Genomic DNA, 26,734 nt, shown 5'->3' with positions numbered 1-26,734 from the left:
TCCTGCGCTCCAATGCCGCCCCCGACATGACAGCGCAATGTTAAGCGGTTAATTTGGCGGCCTTCTCCAGATTGGGACTCTCCATGACCGCCTTTCGCTGCCTCGCCATCGCCGCCGTTATGTCCACCGCCGCCCTCGCCCTCACCGCCGGGCCGGCGCTGGCCTGGGGCCCCAACGGGCACGCCATCGTCGGCGACATCGCGCAGGACCGGCTGACGCCCAAGGCCAAGGCGGTGGTGGACCAGCTGCTGTCGCTGGAAGGGCATCACACCCTGGATGAGGTAGCGAGCTGGCCGGACACGGTGGGCCATCTGCCCAAGGACAAGGGCGGTCTGCCCGACACGCTGCCGTGGCACTATGTCGACGTGCCCACCGACCAGCTGGCCTATGATCCGGCGCGGGACTGCGCCGACGACAACTGTGTCCTCGCCCGCCTGCCGGAGCAGGCCCGGATCCTGGCCGACACCAAGGCGGCGCCGGAGGCGCGGCTGGCCGCACTGAAGTGGGTGGTGCACCTGGTGGGCGACCTGCACCAGCCCCTGCACGCCGCCGAGCGCAACCACGACAAGGGCGGCAACGACGTCAAGGTCCGCTATTTCGATGAGGACCGGAACGGCCACCTGAACCTGCATTCGGTCTGGGACGGCTCCATCGTCGACCGCGAGCTGGGCCTGTCGGTGAACAAGGACTATTCCATCGACTTGGCCAAGGCCAAGTCGGCGGCCGCCACGCTGGAACCCGGCATCACCGCCTATGACGTCAAGGCCTGGACGCCCAAGACGCCGTCCACCAAACCCCCGTTCAAGGGTGCCGGCCTGGACAAGGCGGTGCAGGCCTGGGGCGAGGAAAGCCATGGCCTAGCCCGCGACGTCGTCTACGGCCTGCTGCAGGCGCCGGAATCCGATGGGGTCGAGCGCCTGGCCCAGGGTTATGAGACCGCCGCCTGGCCGCTGGTCCGCATGCGCCTGGAAATGGCCGGTGTACGCCTGGCCTGGGTGGTGAACCAGGCGGTCGGGCACTGAACCCACGGGGCATCCGCACCTGACGCGGGAGCGACGGTTCCACGCGGCTGCGCCAGGTGGGCGCTGCCTCGGGATGGATTGCCGTTGCCGCCCTTCACGCGATGTTAAGCATGCCGGGACGAGGATGCCGGGCATGGGGCCGCCGTCGCGGCCGTTCGCCCGGAAGAAGCAGTCAGAATGAAGCCGGTTCAGCGGTATCTGGGATTCGCGTTCGCCAATGCCGACCTGCTGATGGAGGTGGATGGCGACGGCGCTTTGCACTTCGCCGCCGGCGCCGCCCTGGCGCTGACCGGCTACAGCGACGCCGAACTGGCGGGCCGCGCGCTGGCGGACCTGCTGGTGCCGGCCGACCGCGCCCTGGTGCGCCGGGTGCTGGACGCCCTGGGCGACAACGGCCGCAGCAGCCCCCGGCCGGTACGCCTGCGACGGCGGGACGGCCGCGTGGTGGTCTGCGTCCTGGCCGCCTACCGCATGCAGGGCAGCCCCCTGTTGAGCGTCACCTTCTGCCAGCTGGTCGCCGGCGTGGCGGCATTGCCGGCGCCCCATGATGTGGATGCCGCGACCGAGTTGCTGACCCCGGCCGCCTTCGCCCAGGCGGCGGCCGTCAACTTCGCCCCCGGCGGCGTGGAGCCGCCGGCCTGTGGCGCCTTGACCCTGCTGGAGATGAACAACCTGGCCGACATCCGCAGCCGGCTGACGGCGGAGGCGGACGGCCAGCTGATGACCGAGATCGGCGCCGTTTTCCGCCAGCATGGCGGAGCGGTGGCCGGCCGCGTGGCCGACAACCGCTTTGGCGTCATGGCCCCCGCCAGCCTGGCGGAACAGATCACCCGCGACATCGCCCGCGTCGCCGCCGATTTGGGCCTGGACCAGCCGTTGGAAGTCGATGCCCGCACCCTGGACAGCAACAGCTTCGGTCTCAGCCGCGCCGACCGGTCGCGCCTGCTGCTGCACGCCCTGCGCCGCTTCGCCGAGGCGGGCGCGGGCGCGGTGGACATGCTGTCGGGCCAGTCGGCCGCCGCCGGCTTCGTGAAGGACGCTGTGGGCTGCCTGGCGCGCCTGCGTGACGATCTGGGCGGCAACCGCCTGTCCCTGGTGTTCGAACCCATCGTCGACCTGAAGACCGGGCGCATGCACCATCTGGAGGTGCTGAGCCGCTTCAATGGCGACCGCCCGGGTTCCGTCATCACCCTGGCGGAAGAGCTGGGCGTCATCAACGACGTGGACATGCTGGTGTGCAGCCTGGCGATGCGTGAGCTGGAGACGGCTCCCCCGGACATCATCCTGGCGGTGAACCTGTCCGCCGTGTCCGTCGGCTCGGACCTGTTCATGCAATCGCTGCTGGCGCAGCTGAAGGCCCAGCCCGGCCTGTCCGGCCGCCTGATGTTCGAGGTGACGGAGACCGGCAATCTGGGGGATCTGGAAAGGGCGCGGAACGTCCTGGGCGCCGTGCGCCGCTTGGGCCATCCCCTCTGCCTGGATGATTTCGGCGTGGGCATGGCATCGTTCACCTACATTCGCGCGCTGGACTTCGACCATGTGAAGCTGGATGGCAGCTTCATCGCCAAAATGTGCGTGAACAAGCGGGAAGAGGCCATCGTGACCGGCATGCTGGCCCTGTGCCGGGGCTTGGGCGTCACCGCCATCGCCGAGCATGTGGAAACCCCGGAACAGATGATGCGCCTGCGCGGCCTGGGGTGCGCCCTGGGCCAAGGCTGGCTGTTCTCCAAGGCGTTGGAGCGGCCGCAGCGGACGGATGTGGACTTGCGGCCCCTGAGCCGCCCCTCAGGCTGGCGGCCCACGGTGATCGACGCCGGCGGCTGAGGCCATGGTTTGGCGATCGATCTGCTTTATCAGATAATATTCGCGCCGATTACTTGATGTGCGTCAAATAGGGAGACCAATACGAGAGAACAGTTGCGAAGGAGCCTGCGCAGGATTTTCATGGAAGCACAAAGGTGGAGGTGTCCCATGACCCAGTACAGCACCTATTCCCTCGTCTTGAGGGAGCACATCGCGGATCTCGACCCCCTCATCGACCGGTGGACCAGCGGGCATTTCCGGCTGACCGGCGCCGCCCATGACGAGGCCGAGGAATTCGTGGATCGTCTCAAGGATTTGCGGGCCGAACTGGTCAGCCGCATGAGCCGGCCGGATCTGGACGGCCGCATGACCTCCCAGGTCGCCGACGGCATGACGGTGCGCTAGCGGCGGCTCAGGAATTTCCCTCACCCGCGATCCGCCCCGGCGGCGGACGCGGGGGCGGGTGGTTTTGTGCCGCATGGTGTCCGATCTTCAGCGCGCCGGGTCGGCTGTCAGGCCCAAGTAGCGGTCTGCGCGGTGGTTCATGGCTACGATCATGTTGGCGACAATCGCGCCCATGACCGACAGGGCCAGGCGCTGGGGCGTCAACACGAAGCAGGCGGCCGCCAGGATGGCCGCGTCCAAGCCCAGTTGGAGATAGCCGGCGCGGATGCCGAACCGTTCCTGCAGGTACAGCGCCAGGATGTTGATGCCGCCCAGCCCGATGCGGTGGCGGAACAGGATCAGCAGCCCCGTGCCGATTAGCCCGCCGCCGGCCAATGCGGCATAGACCGGGTTCAGCACGGCGAAATCCACCCAGCCCGGCGTCAGCCGCGTTTCCACCGTCACCAGGCAGACGGCGGCGAAGGTGCGCGCCGTGAAGCGCCAGCCCATGCGCCGCCAGGCCAGGATGTAGAAGGGCAGGTTCAGCACGAAGAAGAACAGCCAGAATCCCTGGTCGGTCACGTAATGCAACAGCAGGGCCAAGCCGGCGATGCTGCCCACCAGCAGCGTCGCCTTGGCATATAGCACCGTGCCCAGCGAGACGAGCAGTGTGCCGATACCCAGCGCCGCCAGGTCCTCATAAGATTTGTGGTGGTGTTGATTGATCGGATTCATCATTTATCAACCGACGAACACTGTGTATTTCATAAATTATATTGAAATGACCTGGGGGATGCTCTTCAATAATTACACGGCAGGTCATTTGGCTGGGAGGGATCGCCAGGGGCGCGGGTTGCCGCCATAGGTCATCGCTCCCCTGGCCAATATCGTCCGCCGGACGTAGCCGGCCGCACCTAGTCGGACCGCATAGGGACCGGGGGATGTTACGGGCTTTCGGCGTAGGGGCCTTGAACCATTGCCCCGTTGCCGATCTTTCCGGCGTTTGAAAGGCTTGGGATACGCATCACAGCAGGAGGAAAGCCATGAGCACGAACCAGAGCGCCGCGTACGCCCGCATCCTGCAGGAGCGCATCGCCGACCTGGATCCCCTGATCGAACGGTGGAGCAGTGACAGCCTGATCCTGACCGACACCGCCGGTGACGAGGCCGAGGAATATCTGGAACGGCTGAAGGTGGTGCGCGCCGAGATGGCCGGTCGCCTGGGCCGCCCGGACCTGGAGGTGCCCACCCCGGGCATCACCAACAGCATGCTGGCGCGCTGACCGCCATCACCGTGTCGTCTGGCACGAGGAAACGGCCCGGACGCCTTCGCCCGGGCCGTTTGCCTACCTACAGGCCCGCCTCCGGCAGCGCCCCGCCGGCCGGGCGGCGCAAGACTGTCAGGCGGCAGTACAGCCAGCCCAAGGCCAGCAGGGCCACGAAGACCCCAAACAGCAGCAGGTTGTAATAGACCATGGCCGCCAGGCACAGGCAGGCCAGGCCCAGCGCCACGGCCGGCGCCAGGGGATATCCCGGTGCCCGGAAGGGCCGCTGCATGTCCGCCTCGGTGCGGCGCAGGCGAAACAGGCTGGCCATGCTGATGATGTACATGACGATGGCGCCGAATACCGACAGGGTGACGATGTTGGCCGTCAGCGGCTGGCCGCCGAAGGCCAGCACCTCATCGGAAAAGATGGCGGCGATGCCCACCACGGCGCCCGCCAGAATGGCCCAGTGCGGCGTGCGCCGCATGGGGTGCAGGCGGCTCAAACCCGCCGGCAGGAAGCCCGCCCGGGCCAGCGCGAAGATCTGGCGGGAATAGCCCATGATGATGCCGTGGAAGCTGGCCACCAGACCGAACAGGCCGATCCATACCAGCATGTGCAACCAGCCGCTGTCCGCCCCCACCACCGCCTTCATGGCCTGGGGCAGGGGGTCGTTGATGTTGGCCAGGTCGCGCCAGTCGCCCACCCCGCCCGCCAGCACCATGGTACCGAAGGCCAGGGCCACCAGGGTCAGGATGCCGGCGATATAGGCGCGGGGGATGGTACGGGCGGGGTCTTTGGCCTCCTCCGCCGCCATGGCCGCGCCCTCGATGGCCAGGAAGAACCAGATGGCGAAAGGGATGGCGGCGAAGATGCCACCCAGGGCCGTGGCCGACAGGGGACCGGTCTCACCCGACCAGCCGTGGGCGGCGAAGTTGCCCCAGGTGAAGCCCGGCGACACCACGCCCATGAACACCAGCAGTTCGGCGATGGCCAGCAGGGTGACGCACAACTCGAACGTGGCGGCGATGGTGACGCCGGCGATGTTCAGCGCGGCGAAGACGCCATATGCGCCCACGGCCGCCAGCTTGGGGCTGAGGTCGGGGAACTGGACATTGAGGTAGGCGCCGATGGCGAGTGCGATGGCAGGCGGGGCGAAGACGAACTCGATCAGCGTGGCGTAGCCGGCGATGAAGCCGCCCAGCGGGCCGAAGGCGCGGTGGCTGTAGGCGAAGGGACCGCCAGCATGCGGGATGGCGGTGGTCAGCTCGGTGAAGCTGAAGATGAAGGTGGTGTACAGCACCGCCACCAGGATGGTGGTGACCAGGAAGCCCAGCGTGCCAGCTTGGGCCCAGCCATAGCTCCATCCGAAATACTCGCCGGAGATCACCAGCCCGACGGCGATGCCCCAGAGATGCCACCCGCCCAGGCTCTTGCTCAGCCCGGCCCCGTTCCCAGCCCCGTCCCCAGCCCCGTCCACTGCCATGCCCCGCGCCCCCATGTCGTTTTCCGGACCAGTATGCCCAGGAAACAGCGGTATGGGGGAGGGGGATTTGCCCTTGTTTTAGGCGAAGGCGGGAATGCCCAATGATTGGGCGTCGGTGGTGCCCGCCGTCAGTTGCGCCAGCTGCCGCCGCAGGGCGGCGTTCTCCTCCTGCAGCCGCGTCAGGCGGCGGCGCAGGTCGGCGTCACCGGGCGCGCCGGCCTGGTCGCGGCGCCAGCGATAATAGGTCATGCGGCTGACGCCCAGGATGCGCGCCACGTCCACCACCTTCACGCCTTGTTCCAGCAGGCCATCGGCCTTGGCCAGGCACTGCGCGATCTCCTCGGCGGAATGATTCCGTTTCATTGCCCCTCTCCCGCTCTTGGCCCTGCTCGTCCTCTCAAGCGTTACCGTTCCGTGCCGGCGCTCCACACCCGCCGCACGGTCAGGGCCTGCGACAGCTCCACGAAGTCCGCCCGCGCGCCCGGCTTGATGCGGCCCAGTTCGTCCAGCCCCAGGAAGGTGGCCGGCACGCGCGCCGCCATGGCCAGCGCTGTTTCCGGCGATACGCCCATCAGGCGCACGGCCCCGCGCACGGCCGCCGCCATGTCGATATCGGCCCCGGCCAGCACGCCCTCCGCCGTCACCAGGCGGCCGTCGCGGCGGTAGATGGTGTGGCCGTAGAGTTCGAAGCTGTCGACATCGGTGCCGGTGGGCGGCATGGCGTCCGTCACCAGGAACAGCCGGTCGGGTCCCTTGGCCGCCAGGGCCAGGCGCAGCATGGCGCCGTGGACATGCACGCCATCGGCGATGATGCCGCACCAGCCGCGCGGGCTGGACAGGGCGGCGCCGGCGATGCCCGGCTCCCGGTTCATCAGGGGCGGCATGGCGTTGAACAGGTGGGTGAACCCGGTCAGGCCATGGTCCAGGGCGCTGCCGGTGCGGGCGTAGGTGGCGGCGGAGTGGCCGCCGGCCAGGATGAGGCCGGCTTCCGCCAGCTGTGCCAGGGTCCCGTCGCTGACCACCTCTGGGGCCAGGGTCAGCAGCACGCGGCCCTGGGGGAAGCGCGTCGGCAGGCTCAGCAGGAAATCGATGTCCTCGTCGGTGGGCGCGCGGACATAGGCGGCCTCGTGCACGCCCCGGCGCTCCATGTTCAGGAAGGGGCCTTCCAGGTGGATGCCGACCACACCGCCACCGGGAACCTGGGCGGCCTCGGCGGCCGCATCCACCGCCAGACGCCACTTGCCGGCGGCATCCGTGATGAAGGTGGGCAGCAGCGATGTGGTGCCGAAGCGGCGGTGGGCGCTGGCGATGGCCAGGGCGGCCTCGACCGTCGGCGTCTCATTGAACAGCACGCCGCCGCCACCGTTCACCTGGGTGTCGACGAAGCCCGGCGCCAGCAGGCTGTCGGGCTCCAGCGCCACCTCTTCCACGGACGCCGGTGGCTGGGGCAGCAGGTCCAGCACGCGGCCGTCCTCCACCAGGACGCCGATGCCCTCCAGTGTCTGGTCGCCGGTGAAAACCGGGCACCCGTGGAAGAAAGTCCGCATCACACCGTCTCCGTCACCTTGCGCAGGTTGGGCGGCACGTCCGGGTCCAGGCCCCGGGCGCGCGCCACCTTGTGGATGGCCATGTAGAAGCTGGCGACCGCCGCCAGGGGGCCGACCTCGGCCGGCAGGCCCGGCACCACGGGCAGCGCCTCGACACCGTCGATGCCGGTCTCGGTGGCCAGGATGGGGGCGCCCAGGCCGGCCGCCTTGGCCAGGGTGCCGCGCGTCACCTCCGCCGTCACGTCGTCCTGGGTCAGCGCCAGGATGGGGAAGCCGGGCCCCACCAGGGCGAAGGGGCCGTGCACCACCTCGGCGGCGCTGAAGGCCTCGGCATGCAGGCGCGAGGTCTCCTTGCACTTCAGGGCGATCTCGGCCGCCGCACCGCTGCCGACGCCCCGGCCCAGAACGTAGAGGCCGGTGGCCAGCTCTAGCCGGCGCAAGGCCGGATACCAGTCCAGGGCCACGGCGGCGTCCAGCCAGCCGGGGACCTTGGCCACGGTATCCATCAGGCCGGCATCCTCCCGCCAATGGGCCACCAGCTGCAGGAAGGCGACGCAGGCGGTCAGGTAGGATTTGGTGGCGGCGACACTCTTCTCCGGCCCGGCGCACAGCGGGATGAAGACGTCGGCCAGCTCGGCCAGGGGGGAGGTCTCGTCATTCACGAAGCCCACCACCAGGGCGCCACCGGCCTTGGCCGCCTCCGCCAGGCGCAGCAGGTCGGGGCTGCGGCCGGACTGGGACACCGCCACGAACAGCGCGCCCTCCATCTGCAGCGGCGCGTTGTAGAGCGAGATGACGGACGGCCCGACCGAGGCGACCGGCACGCCCACCCGCGTTTCGATCAGGTACTTGCCGTAGGCGGCGGCGTGGTCGCTGCTGCCCCGGGCGCAGGTGATGACCACCTTGGGCTTCAGCGCGCGCAGGCGGGCGCCCAGGTCGCGGAACAGGGGGCTGGCACGGTCGATCTGGCGGGCGCTGGCGGCACCGGACTCGGCGGCCTCGATGGCCATCAATGGGGCCATTGGGTGTTTAGGGGGCTTGGCGGCGGCGGTCATGATGGTTCCTGTGTGGCGATATCGGGGTGTGTCGTCATGCGGCGCGCTCCGCCGGGTGTCGGGCGGCGATACGGGCCAGGTGCAGGCCGCCATCCAGGGCGTCGCCCCGCGCCGGCACCAGCAGGCGCCGGGCCCAGGGGGCCATCCACGGCTCGATCACCGGCGCCAGGCCGCCCATCAGGCAGACCTTGGGGGCGCCCAGGTCTATCAGGCGGCGGACATGGGCGGTCAGCTGGCCGGCGGCGGCCTCCACCAGCTGGGTGGCTACGGGATCGCCGGCAGCGGCGAAATCCAGGGTCAAGGGCGCCAGGGTGCCATAGTCGGCGGGCTTGGCCGTGCCGGCCCAGGCGACCACGGCGGCGGGATCACCCCCCAGCCGGGTCAGCACATGCAGGGTGAAGGGCGTGTGGGGGCCCAGGCCGTCATGGCCGCGCAGGGCGGCGCGCGCCGCCTCCCGCCCCAGATGGGCGCCGCTGCCCTCATCCGACACCTCAAAGCCCCAGCCGCCCACCGGCCGGCCGACGCCGTCCACCAGGGCGTAGCCGATGCTGCCGGTGCCGGCGATCAGGATGGCGCCGTCCGCTCCGTCGAAGGCGCCCAGGCAGGCGGTGTGGGCATCGTTGCGGGCGGTCACGCCGGCGCAGCGGACGGGCGCGCCAGCCTCGACCGCGCGTTCATCCTCCACCCGGCAGATGCCGGCCAGGCCCAGGCCGACATGGGTGCGGGACAGGGCGTCACGGTCCAGGCCGGCCTGGGCCAGCGCCTGGTCGCACGCGGCCAGGATGGCGGCCCAGCTGACGCCCAGGCCCAGCCGGATGTTGGCGGGGCCGCCCCGGCCCTCGCCCAGCCGGTCGCCGGCGGCGTTGGTCAGACGCGCGCGGCAACCCGTGCCGCCGCCATCCACGCCCATGTAGAGAAAGTCGCCCATGCCCAGACCCGTTCGTTTGCTGATGGTATGATACCAGATGTGGACCAGATCAGAAGATCGAGCTTTCGACATCCGCATTCAGCTGCCTGATCTCATCCGCAAAATAACGCTGAAACCGTCAAAAATGGCGTTCTGAAACCATAAAAAACAATGCACTAACGCAGACCGTCCCGATGGCCATTTGTCGAGCCGCGAGACTCGGCTTTATAAGGCCAGGAAAAGACCACATCAGGACGTCGCCGCCGAAAGAGCGGCGCGCAGCCGGCCGCCGGATTGCGTAAGGGCGGCTGCGGCGCCCTCCGGCGTATGCCCGGCCAGCAGCAGGGCGGCGGTCTTGATGTCGCCGGCGGCACGGTCCAGGGCGGCCAGGGCCGCGTCTTCCGCCGCGCCGGTGATGCGCACCAGCATGTCCGCCGCGCGCTGGCGCAACTTCACATTGTCGATGCGGACATTGACCATCAGATTGTCGTAGGTGGCGCCCAGCCGCACCATCAGCGTGGTGCTGAACAGGTTCAGGATGGCCTTCTGCGCCGTGGCGGCACCCAGGCGGGTGGAACCCGCCACCACCTCATCCCCCGTCACCACGGCCACGCGGTGGCGGGCGGGATCGAACAGCGGGGCGGTGGTGGTGCAGGCGACGGCGATGGTCAGGGCGCCGCGCCGGGCCGCCTCGGCCAGGGCCTCGACCACGAAGGCGCTGCGCCCGCCGGCCGACACGGCGATGACCACGTCGCGGGGGCCGCAGCCGGTTGCGGCCAAGCGCCGGGCGCCCTCATCCGGATCATCCTCCACCGTGCCGTCGAAGCCGACGGTCAGGTCTGAGATGCCGGCCAGCACCAGACGCAGGCGATCGCGCGGCCAACCGAAGGTGGGACCCAACTCCAGCCCATCCAGGGCCGCCAGCACGGCGGAGGTGCCGGCCCCGACATAGATCAGCGTGCCCCCGCCCTCCAGCCGGGCCAGGGCCTCCTCCACCGCTGCTGCCAGGGTGGGCAGGGCGGACAGGCAGGCGGCCACGGCCCGGCTCTGCCCGGTCCATAGCGCCTCCAGCACGTCCTGGGTGCTCCAGGTGTCCAGGCCCTTGAAACGCTGGCCCACGCCTTCCGTCGCGGCATTCATGCGGCAACCCTTTCATCCACGGTCCGGGCCTTGTGCCCCGGTCCCACATAAACCAAGTCTCCCGGCCCTTCGCTCAGGCGCCGCACGGCGTCGGCGCGGCTGATCAGCGACCCTCCTGCGTCGAATGGCCGGCCGGCATCGGGCACGGCCGATAGCAGCAGCCGGGTGTAAGGATGCCGGGGTCCATCGATCACCGCGGCGGTGGGGCCGGATTCCACGACACGGCCCCGGAACAGCACCGCCGTCTCCTCCGCCACATAGCGGGCGGTGGCGATGTCGTGGGTGATGTACAGCAGGGCGATGCCCCGTTCGGCCTTCAGGCGCTGCAAGGTGTCCAGCACGCTGAGGCGGATCGAGACGTCCAGCATGCTGGTGGGCTCATCGGCGATGATGACGGCCGGGTTCACCGCCAGGGCACGGGCCAGGCTCACCCGCTGGCGTTGCCCGCCGGACAGCTCATGCGGGAAGCGATGCAGCAGGGAGCCCGCGTCCAGTTCCACCTGGGTCAGCAGGGCGCGCACCTCGGCGTCCCGGCCGGCACGGTCCAGGTCCGGCCGGTGCAGGGCCAGGGGCCGGGCCAGATGATAGGCTACGGTGTGAGCGGGGTTCAGGGCGGCGAAGGGGTCCTGGAACACCATCTGCACGATGCGGCGGTATTCCAGCAGTTCCCGACGGCCGGACAGGCCGGTGACGTCGCGGCCCTGGAACAGGATGCGGCCGGACGTGGGCCGCAGCATGTGGGTCAGCAGCTTGGCGCAGGTGCTCTTGCCCGATCCGGACTCGCCCACCAGGGCCAGCGCGCGGCCGGGCTGCAGAGTCAGATCCACGCCATCCAGGGCTTTGTTCCCGTTGGCGAAAACCATGGAAAGCTTTTCGGTCTCAAGGACGGGCGCTGTCATGGCATCACCAGGTCGGGCTGGGCGCGGACGGGTTCGGACGAGTGCAGCGGCGGAATGCTGTCCCACAGGCGGCGGGTATAGGGATGGTTCGCACCCCCTTTCCCTTCTCCGGTCGCGATGGCGGCGGGCGTGGTCAGTTCCACCAGCCGACCCTGCAGCATCACGCCCACCCGGTCGCAGAACTGGCTCATCAGCGCCAGGTCATGGGTGATGAACAGGACGGAGAAGCCCAGGCGGCGGCGCAGGTCGGCCACCTGTTCCAGGACCTCCCGCTGCACCACCACGTCCAGGGCGGTCGTCGGCTCATCCATGATGACCAGCTTGGGCTTCAGGGCCAGGGCCAGGGCGATCACCAGGCGCTGGCGCATGCCGCCGGAGAATTGGTGGGGATAATCGCGCAGCCGGTCGGGGGAGATACCCACCAGGCCCAACAGGCCGGCGCTGCGTTCCGCCACCTCGGCCTTGTTGGTGATGCCGTGGGCGCGGAACATGTCGCGGAACTGGTCGGACACGCGCAGCACGGGGTTCAGCGCGTTCATGGCGCTCTGCAGCACCACGCTGACCTCGCGCCAGCGCCATTGGCGCAGGTCTTTGGGCCCGAGGGCCAGCACGTCGGTGCCGGCCAGGGTGACGCTGCCGCCGGTGACGTGGGCCGGCGGACGGTGCAGGCGGGCGATGGCGAAGGCCAGCGTGCTCTTGCCCGATCCGGACTCGCCGGCCAGGCCCATGACCTCGCCAGCGTCCAGGTCGAAGGACACGCCGTCCACGGCACGGGTGGCGCCTTGCGGTGTCGCGTAATCGACCGTCAAGCCGCGAACCTGAAGCAGGGGCGCGATCATGCCGGTGCCCTCAGCTTCAGGCGCAGGGTGCGCAGGCGGGGGTTGGCGACCTCATCCATGGCGAAGTTGATCAGCGACAGGCCGCTGCCGAACAGCACCAGGGCCAGGCAGGGGCAGGCGACTTCCCACCACGCACCCACCTGCAGGGCCGACGTGGTCTGGGCGTTGTACAGCAGGGTGCCCCACGAGACTTTCAGCGCGTCCCCCAACCCCAGGAACTCCAGGGTCGCCTCCGTCACCACGGCGTAGAGCACGCTGCCGATGAAGTTGAAGCCGATGATGGAGACCAGGTTGGGCAGCAGCTCGCAGGCCAGAATGCGCCAGGTGGGCTCACCCAGCAGCTCGGCGGCGTGGATGTAGTCGCGGCTGCGCAGGCTCTGGGTTTGGGCGCGGGTGACGCGCGCGCCCCAGCCCCAGGCGGTGCCGGCGATGATCAGGGCGATGGTGGCCGGGCTGGCCGCGCCGATGAAGGCGGCCAGCACCAGCATCAGGGGCAGGTTGGGGATGACCAGCACCACGTTGGTGATCAGGTTCAGGGACTCATCCACCCGGCCGCCCAGGTACCCGGCGGTGACACCCACGGCGGTGCCGATGGCGGTGATCATCAGGCCGGCCGACAGGCCCACCAGCAGCGAGGTGCGGGTGCCATGGATGGTCTGGGCCAGCACGTCGCGGCCCATGCGGGTGGTGCCCATAAGGTGGGCGGCGCTGGGCGCCTCGTGCGGGCGGCCCACGCGCTGGTTGGGGCCGGCGGGCGCCACCAGCGGCCCGAACACCGCCAGCGCCAGGAAGAACGCCACGATGCCGGCGCCGATGCTGGCCTTGCGGTTGGCGAGAAGCGAGGTGAAGAAGGCGCGCATGGCGCTCAGGCCCTCCGCAGGCGGGGATCCAGGGCCAGGCACAGCAGATCCGCCGCGAAGTTCGCCGTCAGCATGGCCAGCGTCATGAGCATGAGCTGGCCCTGGATCAGGGGATAGTCGCGCGCGGTGATGCCCTGGTACAGGGTGTAGCCCAGGCCCGGATAGTTGAAGACGATTTCGGTGATCAGCGCCCCGCCGAAGGTGGCGCCCAGGGTCATGGCGAAACTGGTGACGGTGGGCAGCAGGGCGTTGCGCGCGGCATAGGCGTAGCGCACGCGCCCGTCCGACAGGCCCTTGGCCGTGGCCAGGGTGATGTAGTCCTCGCCCAGCAGGTTGATCATGCTGTTGCGCATGGTAACCACGTAGCCGCCGATCTGCGCCACCACCAGGGTCAGGATGGGCAGGGCCGCGTGCACCAGCACGCTGCCGACGAAGGCCAGGGTGAAGCCGGGGTCCAGCTCCGGCGCCCAGGCGTAGCCGGTGGGCAGCCACTTCAGCCGGATGCTCAGCACGAACAGCGCGACCAGCGAGGTCACCAGCGGCGGCACCGCCTGGATCATCAGGGCGGCCGGCGCGCCGAAGCTGTCGAAGGCCCCGCCCCGGCGCCAGGCGGCGCGGATGCCCAGAGCCGAGCCCAGCAGGAAGGCGATGAGGGAGGAGGTCAGAACCAGCAGCAGGGTCCAGGGCAGGGCCTGCATCAGCACGGCGTTGACCGTCAGCGGGTGGAAGCGCACCGACAGGCCCAGGTCGAAGGTGAAGACGCTGGCCAGATACCGGCCGAACTGCACCGGCCAGGGCCCGTCGACGAAGCCGAAGGTGGCCTTCAGCGCCTCCAGGCTTTCCGGCGGCAGTACGGTGCCCGCCTGGGCGAACATGATGTCGACCGGGTTGCCGGGCATCAGCCTCGGCAGCAGGAAGTTGAAGATCGCGGCCACGACGAAGGCGACGACGTAGAACCCGGCCCGGCGAAGCAGGAAGGACATAGGATATCAGCCTTGGCCTTTAGGTGTCTGAGGGACCGCCCGAAAGCGTCCAGTCATCTGACGAGGGGCGGCGGGATCACCCGCCGCCGGCGGAGGGGATTGGCGGCGCCGCCGCCGCGGCCTGGCCCTTCACCGGTTCCAGCGCCAGCAGGTGCAGCAGGCGTTCGGGTGTGCCGTCGAAGACGTCGGGCCGGGCCACGGGGTTGTCGGCGTTGAACCAGCCCTTGAAGCGGCGGGTGTTGTATTCGTACCAGGTGGGGTTGCTGAACAGCGGGACGTAGGGGCTGTTGGCTGCCACGATCATCTGCACCTTGTCCATGGCGCGGCGCTGCTCCGTCGGGTCGATGGTGGCGACGAAGGCGTCCAGCGCGCTGTCCAGGTCGGGGTCGGTGAAGCGGGTGGGGGCGAAGCGCGTCTTGCCGCTGTAGCGGGAATGAAAGCCGGTGTCGAAGCTGCGGTAGGGCGTCTCCCCCGGGAACAGGCCGTTGATGGCCATGTCGTAGTCGCCGCTGATCAGCTTCTGCGCCCAGGACGCGGGCTCCACGGTGGAGACGCGGACGTTAAGGCCCAGGGCGTTCAGGCTTTCCGCCACCAGCTGGGTGGAATTGACCCAGTCGGTCCAGCCGGTGGGCACCAGGATGTCGAAGGCGATGGGGCTGCCGTCGGCATTGTCGATGTAGCCGTCGCCGTTGACGTCGCGGAAACCGCTCTCCGCCAGCAGGGCCTGGGCGCCGTTCTTGTCGAAATGGGCGTAGCGGCCATACCGGCGCTCGGCTTCGGAGTTCACCCAGTCCTGATAGGTGCGGCCGATGCCGCTGGCATACTCGTTGACCTCGGGATAGCCGTAGCCGGCGATGTCCACGATGGCGCGCCGGTCCACCGCCATGCTGACGGCACGGCGGAAATTGACATTGCGGAAGGCGGCGCGGTTGCCGCGCGAGGGGCTGTTCAAATTGATGTCGATGGCAACCGTGCCGCCCGGCGGGAACCAGTAGCGGTGGTGCTTGGGATCGGCTGCCACGTAGGTGCGCTCGATATCCGGCAGGAAGGCGCCGAACCAGTCCAGCCGCCCCTCGGCGGCGGCGGTCAGCAGCTGCTCGTTGTTGCGCACCTGGGGGAAGCTCATGCAGTCGACCTTCAGGTCGGCGCCGTCCCAGTAGTTGGGATTGCGGCACTGCACGTAGACCTGGGGGGTGAAGCGCTTCACCTCTGTCATCGGGCCGGTGCCCACCGGCGTGTCGTTGGTGAAGGTCACGGGGTCCGCGACCTTGGACCAGACATGGCGGGGCACCACCGGCACGCGCACGATCTCGAACACGATGCTGGTGTTCACCTTCTTCAGGGTGAAGACCACGGTGTGGGCGTCGACCGCCTCCACCGCCGCGACGCGGTTGCCCATGTCCAGCGTGTCCAGCGCCCGGAACCGGCGCAGCAGGTCGAAGGTGTAGGCGACATCGGCGGCGGTGAAGGGCTGGCCGTCCGACCATTGCACCCCGTCGCGCAGCTTGAAGGTCAGCTTCAGCAGGTCGGGGGAGAAGGCGTAGTCCGTGGCCAGACGGTATTCGGGGCGCCCGCCGTACATGGAATTGAAAACCACCAGCGGCTCATAGATGAACTCGCGCACGCTGGGCAGGCGGCTGGTCTCATTGAACGGATTGAAGTTGCGCACCCAGCCGCTGGACATGGCAGCCAGCACCGTCAGCGTCGCCGGGGCAGCCTGGCCTTCCGGCGCCGCGGTGGGCGCGGTCGCTGTCGGGGCCGCCAGCGCCGTGGCGGCCAGGGTCAGGGCAACACCCGTGATGGAAACGAAACGTCGGATCAAGGCCGTCCCCAAAGGTACTGAAGCTCCCGGACTGGAGCGCCGCTGGACTCTAATCGGTCTCTGGCGCCCCGTCCCGCCTTTCACTGTCGCCGCCCGGGCCGCCCCAGGCCAGGGCGCAAACTCGTCAGTTTCGTCAGAGCACCGTTTACGCCAGCTGGGCCGCCAGGTCCCGGGCGGCCGCGGCCACGTCGTCGATCAGGCCGCCGGGGGCGCCATGGGCGGGCACGGCCGTGTGGGTCAGGCGCGCCAGGCTGTCGGGCGTCAGGGGGCGGGCGGCGGCCGCGATGGGCCGCCACTCATCCACATCGCCATGGCTGGACAGGCAGATGTCGATGCCCGAGGCCAGCACGGCGGCGCAGCGTTGGGCCAGGGTGCCGGCCAGCGCCTCCATATAGATGCAGTCGGAAATCAGCACGCCGCCGAAGCCGATGCGGCCGCGGATCACCTGCTCCACCACCAAAGGGGAGATGGAGGCGGGGCGGGCGGTGTCCACCGCGCTGAACACGATGTGCGCCACCATGGCCCATGGGCCCGGACCCTGTATCGCCCCTTGGGCCAGCCGGCGGAAGGGCAGGAAGTCGCTGTCGGCCAGGGTGTCCAGGTCGGTGTCCACCACCGGCAGGCGCTCATGGCTGTCCACCATGGCGCGACCGTGGCCGGGAATGTGCTTGATGATGGGGGTGACGCCGGCGGCGATCATGCCGGCCATGAAGGCGCCGGCCAGTTCCGCCACCTCGCCCGGCTTGTCGCTGAAGGCGCGGTCGCCGATGACCTCATGGCTGCCCGGCACTGGCACGTCGGCCAGGGGGGCGCAATCGACGGAAATGCCATGCTGGCGGAGCAGGCTGCCGATGGCCGCGCCATCCAGATGGGCCGCCGCCAGCCCGGCCGCGCGGTCGCGGCGATACAGGGCGCCGATACGGGCGGGCGGGGGGAAGGCCGGCCACACCGGCGGGTCCATGCGCTGGTGCTGTCCCCCCTCATGGTCGATCAGGATGGGGGCGTCCGCACGGCCCACGGCGTCGCGGAAATCATCGCACAGGCGGCGCAGCTGATCGGGTGTACCGCAGTTGCGCTTGAACAGGATCAGGCCCAGCGGGTCGGCGTCGCGGAAGAAGGCCTTCTGGTCGGCCGTCATCTCCAGCCCCGGCACCCCGAAGACGACGGCGAGCGGCGGTTGGCGGGTGCTTACGGTCATGGGACGTCACCTTTTCTGATGCCGTGCGCGGGCGCGGCTAGGCCCCGCGGCGCGGGCGGTGCGCCGGAAGCGGTGGGGGGCGGAATATCGAGGAAATCCGCGCTTCGGCGGGCCGGTCGCGGTCCCCGGCAGGGGAGCCCGGGTAGGCCCTGGCGATCAAGGCCCGCTTTGCGGATTGACGAAATTGACGGTATGCTCGCAGCCGTGCGCCGGTAAAGCCGATTTAAAAACAGTGATGTCGGTGGATTTGGATGTATTCCTGTCCCCAGCAAAAAACAGGGGGTGATCGGGGTGGTCGGGTTTGAGAGGTGGGCTATCAAGGCGCCGGCCAGCCTCGTCACGCTTGCGGTGCTGCTCTGCCTGTCGCTGATGACGGCGCTGTACGCCGTCATGGATCGCACCGACACGGCCGTGGCCACTGCCCGCGACATGGCCGCCCATGATCTCGGCATCCTGTACGAATCCGCGCGCGACCAGAGCGCCGCCTTCTCCAGCACCAGCTTCATCGGCTACAGCGTGGGCCGTTATTACGGCTTCGCCTCCGCCTTCGCGCAGATTTCCCCCAATCCCGAGCGGGCCGCCGCCCTGCTGCGCACCGCCTTCGCGGCGGGCGACGCGCAGCAGCAGGGCGCCTCTTCCGCGCTCGCCCCCTATATGGCTGTGCACGATCGCTTCCACGCCAGCTTCGTGGACATGATCGGCTCTTCCGTTTTCAGCGACCTCTACCTCATCGATCGCCTGGGCCGCGTGGTCTACAGCCTGCGCAAGGACGGTGCGTTCGGCCAGGACCTGAACGACGCCCGCGCCCGCGACACCCCGCTGGGCGAGGTGTTCCGCGAGATCATGGCCCGGCTGCAGAAGGTGGACGACCCCACCCAGGTGCTGGTGGTCACCCCGCCCAAGGATCTGGATGGCGCCACCGCCAGCGATGGGCCGGAGGGAATAGGCATGCTGGTGGCCCGGCCGGTGGTGCGCCATGGCTCGGTGGAGGGTGTCGTGGCCTTCCGCCTGCCGCTGGCCACGGTGGATCGCCGCCTGGGCACCCTGGCACGCCAGGGTGTCGGCTTCACGCTGATCGATGCCGGCGGTCACCCGGCGGACCAGCCGGCGTCGGCCCGTGGCCTGTCTCCTTATGGCGTGTACGGCGTGCCCGGATCGCCGTGGCAGTTCCAGGTGCTGTCCAGCGGCTGGGCCCTGTCGGGCTGGCTGGGCTGGTGGACCTGGGGCTTGACCCTGGCCAGCGCGGCGGCCGGCGGCTGGACCTGGCGCCAGTCCCGCCACGCCGCGCCCAAGGTCCCTGCGGTGGCCGAGGCCCCGGTTCCCGTGGCGCCGCCCGTCGTGGTGCCAGCCCCGGTCACCCCGCCGCCGGTGATCGCCGCCGTCATGCCGGTCCCCGAACCGGTGCTGGAGGCGGCAATGCCGGCGCCCGCCGCGGTGCTGGAGGTTGAGCCGGCCAACGACCTGGACGCCAATGAGGAATTCCGCCGCTGCATCGTCGATGTCATGACCCTGGCGCTGGACTTCTGGCACCACGCCAAGCGCAAGGGGAAGATCGAGCTGGCGGAGGAAAGCGGGCTGTGGCGCGTCTATATGGATCGCAGCTCGCTGCAGACCCGCACGCTGGACAAATACCTGCTGGTGGAAACGCTGCCCCGCAACCCCCGCTGGCGCGATGTGGTGCGCACGGCGGAATTCGTGCTGCGGCATTGCCCCGACGCGGGGGCCGAGCGTGAAGGGGTGCGTGAGGCCCTGGGCCGGCTGAAACAGCACCTGCGGCATGCCGAGCGCATATAGCGTCGCCCAATCCGCCGCCCAGTCCATAAGTAATACATTGTAATGTTACAGGTTTCACCGGCCCCGACAGTCAAAATCCCCGATTTTGCCGTCATTTTCGACATTCTGCCGGAACCAGCCTTTCGCCCCCGCCCCTCTCTCATGCCTGATATGCCGGAACGCACGGTCACCCCGGGTTGCCCCGGTGGGCTCCCCATTCGGGCAAGAGGGGGATGGCGGTGTCTGGTTCCAGGCGTGGTGCCGTCGGTTGGGTCTGACGGTTGGCCGCGCCGGTAAACACAAAAGATGGGCCAGAGGAGGGTTTGATGGGATTTGGGAGAAAGATGCTGCGCGGTTCCGCCAGCGTGGTGGCGGTGCTGGCCATGTCGGCCACGGCCTATGCGGCCGACGCGCCCGCCCCGGCGGCGGACTCCAGCCTTGATGAAATCGTGGTGACGGGCTTCCGCAAGTCGATCCAGGACAGCATCGACGTCAAGCGCGACAAGACCGCCGTGGTCGACGTGGTCAGCGCGGAAGACATCGGCAAGCTGCCCGATAAGAACGTGGCCGACGCGCTGCAGCGCGTGCCCGGCGTCATGATCCAGTCCGCCGCCTCGGGCGAAGGCGGCTTCGACGAGGCCGACCGCGTCAGCATTCGCGGTTCCAGCCCCTCGCTGACCAACACCACGATCAACGGCCACGGCGTGGCCACCGGCGACTGGTTCCTGCTGGACCAGTTCTCCACCGTTGGCCGCTCGGTCAGCTTCTCGCTGCTGCCGTCGGAAATCGTCGACAAGACCCTGGTGTACAAGAGCCAGCAGGCCGACCTGGTCGAGGGCGGCGTCGCCGGCTCCATCGACATCCTCACCCGCAAGCCGCTGGATTTTAAGGACAACTTCACCGCCGCCGCCGATATCGAGGGCGTCTACGGCGACATGGCCGAGAAGGTGTCGCCGCAGTTCAACGGCCTGGTCTCCTGGAAGAACAAGTCCAACACCTTTGGCGTCCTGGCGCAGGCCTTCTATGAGGAACGCGACGTGCAGCGCGAGGGCCAGGAAGTCCTGGGCTATTCGCAGTTCGCCGCTACCGACGCCGCCGTCAAGGCGCACCCGGAGCTGAACGGCGTCTACTACCCCACCCTGATCGGTTCCGCCCTGTTCCAGCAGAAGCGCAAGCGCATGGGCGGCGACATCGATGTGGAGTTCACGCCGACCGACAAGCTGACGGTGGACATCAACGGCTTCTACTCGCACATGGACGCCGACAACTCCAACCGCAACTTCATGTACTGGGGTTCCAGCATCTTCTCGACGCAGCAGGCGGTGCCCACCGCCTACACCGTCAAGAACAACACACTGACCTCGGCCACCACGCCGTCGGTGACCAACGCCATTGTCTACGACCAGATCTCGCGCCCCGGCGCTTCGGCCGAGACGTCCTACATCGACGCCGATGTGACCTACCAGGCGACCGACCGCCTGAGCTTCTCCGGCAAGGTCGGCTACACCTACGGCCTGGGCGACACGCCCAGCGAGCCGGCGTATGAGGCGGTGGCCGCCTCGTCCGCCAGCTACGCCCTGAACGGCCTTTCGGCCCCCGCCACCGTCAATTTCGGCATTCCCACCGGCACCCAGAACGGCAATTACGCCACCGGCTGGGCCTGGACCGACGTGCTGACCGCCGTGGACCAGGAGTATTACGGCCAGCTGGACGCCAAGTATGACGTCAAGTCCGGCATCTGGGACTCGGTGAAGGCCGGCGTGCGCGTCAGCGCCCACCAGCGCAACACCCAGTTCAAGGTGGACGGCGGCTGCTGCGCCAACGGCGGCTGGGGCGTGGCCACGCCCTCGTCCAGCGGCACCTATCCCGCCGGCTTCGGTTCCAACCTGGGCGGTCCGGTCCTCACCAACATCTGGACCCTGTCGAACGACCAGATCGCCGCCTTCTTCAATTCCTACGGTATCGGCAACGCTGATCCCATCAACGGCGCCGATGGCACCTCACGCTATTACTGGCCGGGTTCCTTTAAGGTGTCGGAGACCGACAGCGCCGCCTATGTCATGGCCAATGTCGGCGGCGCCGGCTGGTCGGGCAACTTCGGCGTCCGCTTCGTCGACACCAACCTGACCAGCCTGGTGTATTTCGCCTCCACCGCCGGGGCGCCGGGGGCCATCAACACCTCCGCCTTCGGCCCCTACGTGCCGACCAACATCAGCCACGACTATATCAACGTGCTGCCCAGCGCCAACCTGAAGCTGGAAGTGACGGACGATGTGGTGGCCCACCTGGCGGTGGCCAAGACCATGGCGCGGCCCGACTACAGCGCGCTGGGCGGTTCGGTCAGCCTGAACGACGTTGCCTCCTCCGGCTCGGGCGGCAACCCCGACCTGAAGCCTATCGAGTCCACCAACTACGACGCGTCGCTGGAATGGTACTACGGCCCGCAGTCCCTGCTGTCGTTCGCCGTGTTCTACAACGACATGAACTCGTACGTTACCTACGGCGTCACGCCGCAGACCTTCTATTCCGACTTCTACAAGGCTAACCACACCTACCAGGTGACCCACCCGTTCAACACCTCGGCCAAGAACCGCGGCTTTGAACTGGCGATCCAGCAGCCGATCTACGGCGGCTTCGGCGTCCAGGCCAACTACACCTACGCCTACGGCACCGAGGAGAGTGGCGCGCCCATGATCGGCAACTCCCGTCACACCTACAACCTGACGGGTTATTACGAGAACGACTGGATCAGCGCCCACCTGTCCTACACCTTCCGCTCGCACTTCGTGGTGGGCCTGGACCGCAGCACCCTGGAAAACCAGGATGACTTCGGCACCCTGGACGCCTCGGTCAACATACCGGTCAATGACTACCTCAGCCTGACCTTCTCGGCCCTGAACATCACGGACGAGCTGATGAAGTACTACGCCAACAACACTGACCAGCCGCGCGCCATCTACGACAACGGCCGTCAGTACTACTTCGGCGCCCACTTCAAGTACTGAGGTTCATGAGTGTGTGGCGGCCGGCCCAGGGGACGTTCCCCTGACCCCCGGCCGCCGCCAGTGCCCCGTCGGCTGGTTCGTCACGGACGGCGGGTTGTTTCCGTGAGGGCGTACTTTCTTTGGATTGTGCTCTCGATCTCCCCGAACTTGGAAGGGCCCGGGCGTCCGTCCGGGCCCCTTTTTCCCGGGGCTGGAGTTTCGCGGGATAAGGCGTCCCGCCGCTTGCCCGCTACCGGGGGCGGCGTGCTTTAGTCGGGTTGAATGCCGAAACGGCGCCCCAGGGTGCCGGGAAATGAGGAAAGGCGTGGGCGGTTCGATGGTGGGAAATGGGGCGCCGGCCGGTGCGACGCCGGGAACGGCCAACGTGACGCGGCTCACCTTGCTGGCCCCGCTGGACGGATGGGCGACCCCGCTGGATGAGGTGCCCGATCCCGTCTTCGCCCAGCGCATGATGGGGGAGGGGCTGGCGCTGGACCCGACGGGCGCCACCCTGCGGGCCCCTTGCGACGGCGTGGTGCTGACCGTCCATCGCGCGTGCCACGCCGTGACCTTGCGCGCCGATTGCGGCGTGGAAATCCTGATGCATGTGGGGCTGGAGACCGTGGCCCTGGGCGGCCGGGGCTTCACCGTCCATGTGGCCGAGGGTGCCTTGGTGCGGGCCGGCGACGCCCTGATCGACTTCGACATGGACCTGCTGGCCCGGGAGGCCAAAAGCCTGCTGACCCCGCTGATCATCGCCGGCGGCCCCGCCGCCACGGTGGTGGAGGCCAGGACCGGCGGGCCGGTGCGCGCGGGCGAGGTGCTGCTGACCCTGCTGGTGCAGGGCGACGGCGCCGCCAGCGCCGCCACCGGGGAACGCACCCAGAGTGCGGAACAGTCGGTGGTGCTGCCCCTGGTGCACGGCCTGCACGCCCGGCCCTCCGCCGTGCTGGCCGCCGCCGCCAAGCCTTACGCCGCCGCCGTCTTCCTGGCGGCGCAAGGCCGCCGCGCCAATGCCAAGAGTGCCGTGGCCGCCATGTCGCTGGGCCTGCGCCATGGCGACGCCCTGACCGTGCTGGCGGAGGGCGAGGACGCCGCCGCCGCCGTCGCCGCCGTCGCCGCCGCGATCTCCGCCGGCCTGGGCGAGACACCGGTTCCCCTTGCCGAGGCGCTGCCCGTACCCTCATTGCCCAGTGCCGCCGTGCCGCCGCACGATGAACCGCCGGCGCTGGAGGCCCAGCCACCCTTCGCCCCGGGCGAGACGGCCGTCATCCGCGCCGTCACCGCCGCCCCGGGCCTGGCGCTGGGCCGCGCCTTCCGCCTGCAGGAAGAGGAGGTGGAGGTACCGGCCAGCGGCCTGGGCGCCGAGGCCGAGCAACAGGCCCTGGCCGCCGCTTTGGATCGCGTGCGCGCCCGCCTGGCCGCCGCTGTGGCGCACGCGGAAGAGACGCGCCAGACCCAGCGCCGCGACATCTTCCAGGCGCACCTGGCCATCCTGGACGACCCTGATCTGTTGGACGAGGCGCGCGCTGCCATCACCGCCGGGGTTGCCGCCGGCCCCGCTTGGCGCGCCGCCACCGATCGGTCCGCCGCTGCCCTGCGCGCCCTGGGCAATCCGCGCATGGCGGAGCGGGCCGCCGACCTGATCGACCTGCGCCGCCAGGTCATGCTGGCCCTGGCCGGACGGGAACCGCAGCCGGTGATCCTGCCCCAGGGCGCCATCCTGGTGGCGGAAGAGCTGATGCCCAGCCAGCTCAGCAACCTGGACGCCGGCCGCCTGGCCGGCTTCTGCACCGCGCGCGGCGGTCCCACCAGCCATGTGGCCATCCTGGCGGCCTCCATGGGCGTGCCGGCCCTGGTGGCGGGCGGGGCCGCCGTGCTGCGCATCCCCGATGACGCCCCGCTGATCCTGGACGCCGACCGCGGCCTGCTGCATGTGCAGCCGCCGGCCGACGACCTGGCCAAGCTGGAGCGCGAGACGGCGCGGCGCAAGGTGCTGGCCGAGGCCAACCTGAAGGCGGCGGCCGCCGACTGCGTCATGGCCGACGGCACCCGCATCGAGGTCTACACCAATGTCGGCAAGGTGGCCGACGCGGTGAAGGGGGTGGCCAAGGGGGCGGAGGGCTGCGGCCTGCTACGCACCGAATTCCTGTTCCTGGACCGCCAGACGGCGCCCGATGAGGATGAACAGGCGACCCAATACCAGGCGGTGGCGACGGCCTTGGCCGGCCGGCCGCTGATCATCCGCACCCTGGACGTGGGCGGCGACAAGCCCTTGCCCTACCTGCCCCTGCCGCGGGAAGAGAACCCCATCCTGGGCCTGCGCGGCGTGCGCATCGGCCTGCGCCGGCCGGAGATTTTGCGCACCCAGTTGCGCGCCATCCTGCGCGTCCGCCCGGTGGGCCAATGCCGCATCATGGTGCCCATGGTCGCCACCCTGGATGAGGTGCGGGCCGTGCGCGACATGCTGGACCACGAGCGTGAGGCCCTGGGCCACGCCCCGCCGGTGCAGCTGGGCGTCATGGTGGAAACGCCGGCGGCGGCGGTGACCGCCGACCAGCTGGCCACCGAGGCCGACTTCCTGTCCATCGGCACCAACGACCTGACGCAGTATGTGCTGGCCATGGACCGGGGCAACCCCGACCTGGCCGCCCGCCTGGACGCCCTGCACCCCGCCGTGCTGCGCCTCATCCGCCAGACGGCGGAGGGGGCGGCCAAGCACGGCCGCTGGGTGGGCGTGTGCGGCGCCCTGGCCTCCGACCCCGCCGCCGCCCCCCTGCTTGTGGGCCTGGGCGTGACGGAGCTGTCGGCCACCCCGCCCACCATCCCGGACATTAAGGCCGCCCTGCGCCCGCTGGACAAGGCCGCCTGCGTGGCGCTGGCCACCGAGGCCCTGGCGCAGGAGTCCGCCGCCGCCGTGCGCAGCCTGCTGGCCCGCGCCGGTCTCGCCGTCGCCATCACCGAGGGAGCCGCCTGATGCGCGACCGCTTCGCCCTGATACAGCAGCTGGGCCGCGCCCTCATGCTGCCAATCGCCGTGTTGCCGGTGGCCGGCCTGCTGCTGCGCCTGGGGCAGCCCGACCTGCTGGGCATCCCCTTCATCGCCGCCGCCGGCGAGGCCATCTTCACCAACCTGGGCCTGGTCTTCGCCATCGGCGTGGCGGTGGGCCTGGCGCGGGAGAACAACGGCGCCGCCGGCCTGGCTGGTGTGGTGGGCTTCCTGGTGGCGACGCAGGGGGCGCAGGCCCTGGTGCGTGTGCCGCCCGAGGTGGTGGCCGGCCTCACCGGAACGGCGCTGGACGCTGCCGCCACCAGCTACAAGATCAAGGCGGTAGCCAAGATCGGCGTGCCGGCCGGCATCCTGTCCGGCCTGCTGGCCGGCGGCCTTTACAACCGCTACAGCGAATTGAAGCTGCCGGAGTTCCTGTCCTTCTTCGGCGGCCGGCGCTTCGTGCCCATCGCCACCGGCTTCGCCGGGCTGGGCTTGGCGCTCATCTTCGGCTTCGGCTGGCCGGTTCTGGAGGCCGGGCTGGACGGGCTCAGCCGCGCCGTGCTGTCGGCCGGCGATGTCGGCCTGTTCCTCTACGGCCTGCTGAACCGGGTGCTGATCATCACCGGCCTGCACCACATCCTGAACAATGTCGCCTGGTTCATCCTGGGCGATTACCAGGGCGCGACCGGCGACCTGAAACGCTTCTTCGCCGGCGACCCCACGGCCGGCGGCTTCATGGCCGGCTATTTCCCCGTCATGATGTTCGGCCTGCCGGCGGCCTGCCTGGCCATGTACCGCGCGGCCAAGCCCGAACGGCGGGCGGCCATCGGCGGCATGCTGCTGTCCATGGCGCTGACCGCCTTCCTGACCGGCGTGACCGAGCCCATCGAGTTCACCTTCATGTTCGTGGCCCCGCCCCTCTACGCCTTGCACGCCGTGCTGACTGGCCTGGCCATGGTGGTGATGGACGTGCTGGGGGTGAAGCTGGGCTTCACCTTCTCCGCCGGGCTGGTCGACTACGTCGTCAATTTCGGCAAGGCGACGCGGCCCCTGCTGCTGCTGCCCGTGGGTGCCGCCTACTTCGCCGTCTATTACGCCGCCTTCGCCTTCGTCATCCGCCGCTTCGACCTCAAGACCTTGGGACGGGAAGATGCGCCGGTGGCGGTCGTGTCCACCCAAGCGCTGGCCGAGCAGGGTCGGGGCGGGGGCTTTGTCGTGGCCCTTGGCGGCGCCGGCAACATCCGTACCGTGGACGCCTGCACCACCCGCCTGCGCCTGGTGCTGGCCGACAACCGCGCGGTGGATGAGACGGCGCTGACGGCCCTGGGCTCCCGCGGCGTGGTCCGCCCCAACGCCACCGCCTTGCAGGTGGTGCTGGGCCCCGTGGCCGACCAGGTGGCGGGCGAGATCCGTAAGGCCCTGACCCATCTGCCGGCGGGCGGCGCGCTTGCTGTCGCCGTTGCGGTGGAGGAACCGGCGCCGGCCACCGCTCCGGCCCCCTTGCCGGATGTCGCCGGCGTGCTGGCGGCCCTGGGCGGTACGGGCAACGTCCAGGCGGTGGAGGCCCGCGCCACCCGCCTGTTGCTGGGGGTCGCCGACGCCGCCGGCGTGGACGAGGGGCGCTTGCTGTCCCTGGGCCTGCGCGGTGTGGCCCGGGTCGGCTCCGGCCGCCTGCACCTGCTGCTGGGGGGGCCCGCCGCCCCGCTGGCCGATGCCTTGACCCACGCCATGGCCCGGGGCTGACGGCCCACCCCCATCCACGATTCCGCTTTCCTC

General features: G+C 69.5%; 21 protein-coding genes. 8 read left to right on the top strand and 13 right to left on the bottom strand.

The window, feature by feature from the left end; translation table 11 throughout:
- Positions 1 to 83: 83 nt before the first annotated feature.
- The 3 genes from FBZ87_RS26635 to FBZ87_RS26625 all read left to right on the top strand — a co-directional run bounded on the left by FBZ87_RS26635 (position 84) and on the right by FBZ87_RS26625 (position 3,230).
- Complete coding sequence (locus FBZ87_RS26635) at positions 84 to 1,022, top strand: S1/P1 nuclease (RefSeq protein WP_145613607.1); 939 nt, start codon at positions 84 to 86, stop codon at positions 1,020 to 1,022.
- A 177-nt stretch (positions 1,023 to 1,199) separates the two neighbouring features.
- A complete protein-coding gene (locus FBZ87_RS26630; protein WP_145613606.1) occupies positions 1,200 to 2,846 on the top strand; it encodes an EAL domain-containing protein in 1,647 nt (548 codons plus the stop codon).
- Between the two features lie 147 nt (positions 2,847 to 2,993).
- Complete coding sequence (locus FBZ87_RS26625; protein ID WP_145613605.1) at positions 2,994 to 3,230, top strand: hypothetical protein; 237 nt, start codon at positions 2,994 to 2,996, stop codon at positions 3,228 to 3,230.
- 87 nt (positions 3,231 to 3,317) lie between these two features.
- On the opposite strand, the gene FBZ87_RS26620 is transcribed toward FBZ87_RS26625, so the two are convergent.
- Positions 3,318 to 3,947 carry a YitT family protein gene (locus FBZ87_RS26620; RefSeq protein ID WP_145613604.1) on the bottom strand — a complete coding sequence of 210 codons (630 nt, stop codon included), beginning with the start codon at positions 3,945 to 3,947 and terminating at the stop codon, positions 3,318 to 3,320.
- Positions 3,948 to 4,252: 305 nt separating this feature from the next.
- On the opposite strand from FBZ87_RS26620, the gene FBZ87_RS26615 reads away from it, so the two are divergent.
- Positions 4,253 to 4,492 carry a hypothetical protein gene (locus FBZ87_RS26615; protein WP_040846647.1) on the top strand — a complete coding sequence of 80 codons (240 nt, stop codon included), beginning with the start codon at positions 4,253 to 4,255 and terminating at the stop codon, positions 4,490 to 4,492.
- A 67-nt stretch (positions 4,493 to 4,559) separates the two neighbouring features.
- Here FBZ87_RS26615 and eat read toward each other — a convergent pair whose 3' ends face one another.
- The 12 genes from eat to FBZ87_RS26555 form a co-directional block, all read right to left on the bottom strand.
- Entirely contained in the window at positions 4,560 to 5,960 is a 1,401-nt protein-coding gene (gene eat, locus FBZ87_RS26610) for an ethanolamine permease (RefSeq protein WP_145613603.1), read from the bottom strand.
- Between the two features lie 78 nt (positions 5,961 to 6,038).
- Entirely contained in the window at positions 6,039 to 6,323 is a 285-nt protein-coding gene (locus FBZ87_RS26605) for a transposase (RefSeq protein ID WP_145613602.1), read from the bottom strand.
- A 41-nt stretch (positions 6,324 to 6,364) separates the two neighbouring features.
- Positions 6,365 to 7,507 (bottom strand): N-acetylglucosamine-6-phosphate deacetylase, encoded by a 1,143-nt coding sequence (nagA, locus tag FBZ87_RS26600; RefSeq protein ID WP_246134621.1) that lies wholly within the window; start codon positions 7,505 to 7,507, stop codon positions 6,365 to 6,367.
- The gene (locus FBZ87_RS26595; protein WP_246134620.1) at positions 7,507 to 8,517 is read right to left on the bottom strand and encodes an SIS domain-containing protein; all 1,011 of its coding nucleotides are present in this window, start codon (positions 8,515 to 8,517) and stop codon (positions 7,507 to 7,509) included. Before FBZ87_RS26595 ends, nagA begins: the two co-directional genes overlap by 1 nt.
- A gap of 79 nt (positions 8,518 to 8,596) precedes the next feature.
- Positions 8,597 to 9,490 carry a glucosamine kinase nucleotide-binding domain-containing protein gene (locus tag FBZ87_RS26590; protein WP_145613599.1) on the bottom strand — a complete coding sequence of 298 codons (894 nt, stop codon included), beginning with the start codon at positions 9,488 to 9,490 and terminating at the stop codon, positions 8,597 to 8,599.
- 228 nt (positions 9,491 to 9,718) lie between these two features.
- Positions 9,719 to 10,609, bottom strand: a complete 891-nt coding sequence (locus FBZ87_RS26585; RefSeq protein ID WP_145613598.1) for an N-acetylmuramic acid 6-phosphate etherase — start codon at positions 10,607 to 10,609, stop codon at positions 9,719 to 9,721.
- Complete coding sequence (locus tag FBZ87_RS26580; protein ID WP_211107227.1) at positions 10,606 to 11,472, bottom strand: ABC transporter ATP-binding protein; 867 nt, start codon at positions 11,470 to 11,472, stop codon at positions 10,606 to 10,608. Before FBZ87_RS26580 ends, FBZ87_RS26585 begins: the two co-directional genes overlap by 4 nt.
- 32 nt (positions 11,473 to 11,504) lie before the next feature.
- Positions 11,505 to 12,347: an ABC transporter ATP-binding protein gene (locus FBZ87_RS26575; protein WP_145613596.1), complete on the bottom strand. Its 843-nt coding sequence runs from the start codon at positions 12,345 to 12,347 to the stop codon at positions 11,505 to 11,507.
- Entirely contained in the window at positions 12,344 to 13,207 is an 864-nt protein-coding gene (locus FBZ87_RS26570) for an ABC transporter permease (RefSeq protein ID WP_145613595.1), read from the bottom strand. The genes FBZ87_RS26575 and FBZ87_RS26570 overlap by 4 nt, the downstream gene beginning before the upstream one ends.
- 5 nt (positions 13,208 to 13,212) lie before the next feature.
- Positions 13,213 to 14,190 carry an ABC transporter permease gene (locus tag FBZ87_RS26565; protein WP_145613594.1) on the bottom strand — a complete coding sequence of 326 codons (978 nt, stop codon included), beginning with the start codon at positions 14,188 to 14,190 and terminating at the stop codon, positions 13,213 to 13,215.
- 76 nt (positions 14,191 to 14,266) lie between these two features.
- Positions 14,267 to 16,012, bottom strand: a complete 1,746-nt coding sequence (locus FBZ87_RS26560; RefSeq protein WP_246134619.1) for an ABC transporter substrate-binding protein — start codon at positions 16,010 to 16,012, stop codon at positions 14,267 to 14,269.
- Between the two features lie 145 nt (positions 16,013 to 16,157).
- Entirely contained in the window at positions 16,158 to 17,210 is a 1,053-nt protein-coding gene (locus FBZ87_RS26555; RefSeq protein ID WP_145613593.1) for a glycoside hydrolase family 3 N-terminal domain-containing protein, read from the bottom strand.
- A gap of 291 nt (positions 17,211 to 17,501) precedes the next feature.
- Between FBZ87_RS26555 and FBZ87_RS26550 the strand changes: the two genes are divergently transcribed.
- The 4 genes from FBZ87_RS26550 (at position 17,502) to nagE (ending at position 26,701) form a co-directional block, all read left to right on the top strand.
- Positions 17,502 to 19,004 (top strand): hypothetical protein, encoded by a 1,503-nt coding sequence (locus FBZ87_RS26550; RefSeq protein WP_145613592.1) that lies wholly within the window; start codon positions 17,502 to 17,504, stop codon positions 19,002 to 19,004.
- Between the two features lie 305 nt (positions 19,005 to 19,309).
- The gene (locus FBZ87_RS26545; RefSeq protein ID WP_145613591.1) at positions 19,310 to 21,988 is read left to right on the top strand and encodes a TonB-dependent receptor; all 2,679 of its coding nucleotides are present in this window, start codon (positions 19,310 to 19,312) and stop codon (positions 21,986 to 21,988) included.
- Positions 21,989 to 22,352: 364 nt separating this feature from the next.
- Positions 22,353 to 24,944 carry a phosphoenolpyruvate--protein phosphotransferase gene (gene ptsP / locus FBZ87_RS26540; RefSeq protein WP_186455002.1) on the top strand — a complete coding sequence of 864 codons (2,592 nt, stop codon included), beginning with the start codon at positions 22,353 to 22,355 and terminating at the stop codon, positions 24,942 to 24,944.
- Entirely contained in the window at positions 24,944 to 26,701 is a 1,758-nt protein-coding gene (gene nagE / locus FBZ87_RS26535; protein ID WP_145613590.1) for an N-acetylglucosamine-specific PTS transporter subunit IIBC, read from the top strand. The genes ptsP and nagE overlap by 1 nt, the downstream gene beginning before the upstream one ends.
- The last annotated feature ends 33 nt before the right edge of the window (positions 26,702 to 26,734 follow it).

This window comes from Nitrospirillum amazonense (assembly GCF_007828035.1).
Classification (GTDB): domain Bacteria; phylum Pseudomonadota; class Alphaproteobacteria; order Azospirillales; family Azospirillaceae; genus Nitrospirillum; species Nitrospirillum amazonense.
Note: the sequence above shows the minus strand (reverse complement) of the source record. Positions and strands in the feature narration are given on the sequence as shown.

Excerpts from the sequence above, each read along its gene's own strand:
- FBZ87_RS26635 (WP_145613607.1), top strand. The coding sequence starts at position 84 with ATGACCGCCTTTCGCTGCCTCGCCATCGCCGCCGTTATGTCCACCGCC.
- FBZ87_RS26630 (WP_145613606.1), top strand. The coding sequence starts at position 1,200 with ATGAAGCCGGTTCAGCGGTATCTGGGATTCGCGTTCGCCAATGCCGAC.
- FBZ87_RS26625 (WP_145613605.1), top strand. The coding sequence starts at position 2,994 with ATGACCCAGTACAGCACCTATTCCCTCGTCTTGAGGGAGCACATCGCG.
- FBZ87_RS26620 (WP_145613604.1), bottom strand. The coding sequence starts at position 3,947 with ATGATGAATCCGATCAATCAACACCACCACAAATCTTATGAGGACCTG.
- FBZ87_RS26615 (WP_040846647.1), top strand. The coding sequence starts at position 4,253 with ATGAGCACGAACCAGAGCGCCGCGTACGCCCGCATCCTGCAGGAGCGC.
- eat (WP_145613603.1), bottom strand. The coding sequence starts at position 5,960 with ATGGCAGTGGACGGGGCTGGGGACGGGGCTGGGAACGGGGCCGGGCTG.
- FBZ87_RS26605 (WP_145613602.1), bottom strand. The coding sequence starts at position 6,323 with ATGAAACGGAATCATTCCGCCGAGGAGATCGCGCAGTGCCTGGCCAAG.
- nagA (WP_246134621.1), bottom strand. The coding sequence starts at position 7,507 with ATGCGGACTTTCTTCCACGGGTGCCCGGTTTTCACCGGCGACCAGACA.
- FBZ87_RS26595 (WP_246134620.1), bottom strand. The coding sequence starts at position 8,517 with ATGGCCATCGAGGCCGCCGAGTCCGGTGCCGCCAGCGCCCGCCAGATC.
- FBZ87_RS26590 (WP_145613599.1), bottom strand. The coding sequence starts at position 9,490 with ATGGGCGACTTTCTCTACATGGGCGTGGATGGCGGCGGCACGGGTTGC.
- FBZ87_RS26585 (WP_145613598.1), bottom strand. The coding sequence starts at position 10,609 with ATGAATGCCGCGACGGAAGGCGTGGGCCAGCGTTTCAAGGGCCTGGAC.
- FBZ87_RS26580 (WP_211107227.1), bottom strand. The coding sequence starts at position 11,472 with ATGGTTTTCGCCAACGGGAACAAAGCCCTGGATGGCGTGGATCTGACT.
- FBZ87_RS26575 (WP_145613596.1), bottom strand. The coding sequence starts at position 12,347 with ATGATCGCGCCCCTGCTTCAGGTTCGCGGCTTGACGGTCGATTACGCG.
- FBZ87_RS26570 (WP_145613595.1), bottom strand. The coding sequence starts at position 13,207 with ATGCGCGCCTTCTTCACCTCGCTTCTCGCCAACCGCAAGGCCAGCATC.
- FBZ87_RS26565 (WP_145613594.1), bottom strand. The coding sequence starts at position 14,190 with ATGTCCTTCCTGCTTCGCCGGGCCGGGTTCTACGTCGTCGCCTTCGTC.
- FBZ87_RS26555 (WP_145613593.1), bottom strand. The coding sequence starts at position 17,210 with ATGACCGTAAGCACCCGCCAACCGCCGCTCGCCGTCGTCTTCGGGGTG.
- FBZ87_RS26545 (WP_145613591.1), top strand. The coding sequence starts at position 19,310 with ATGGGATTTGGGAGAAAGATGCTGCGCGGTTCCGCCAGCGTGGTGGCG.
- nagE (WP_145613590.1), top strand. The coding sequence starts at position 24,944 with ATGCGCGACCGCTTCGCCCTGATACAGCAGCTGGGCCGCGCCCTCATG.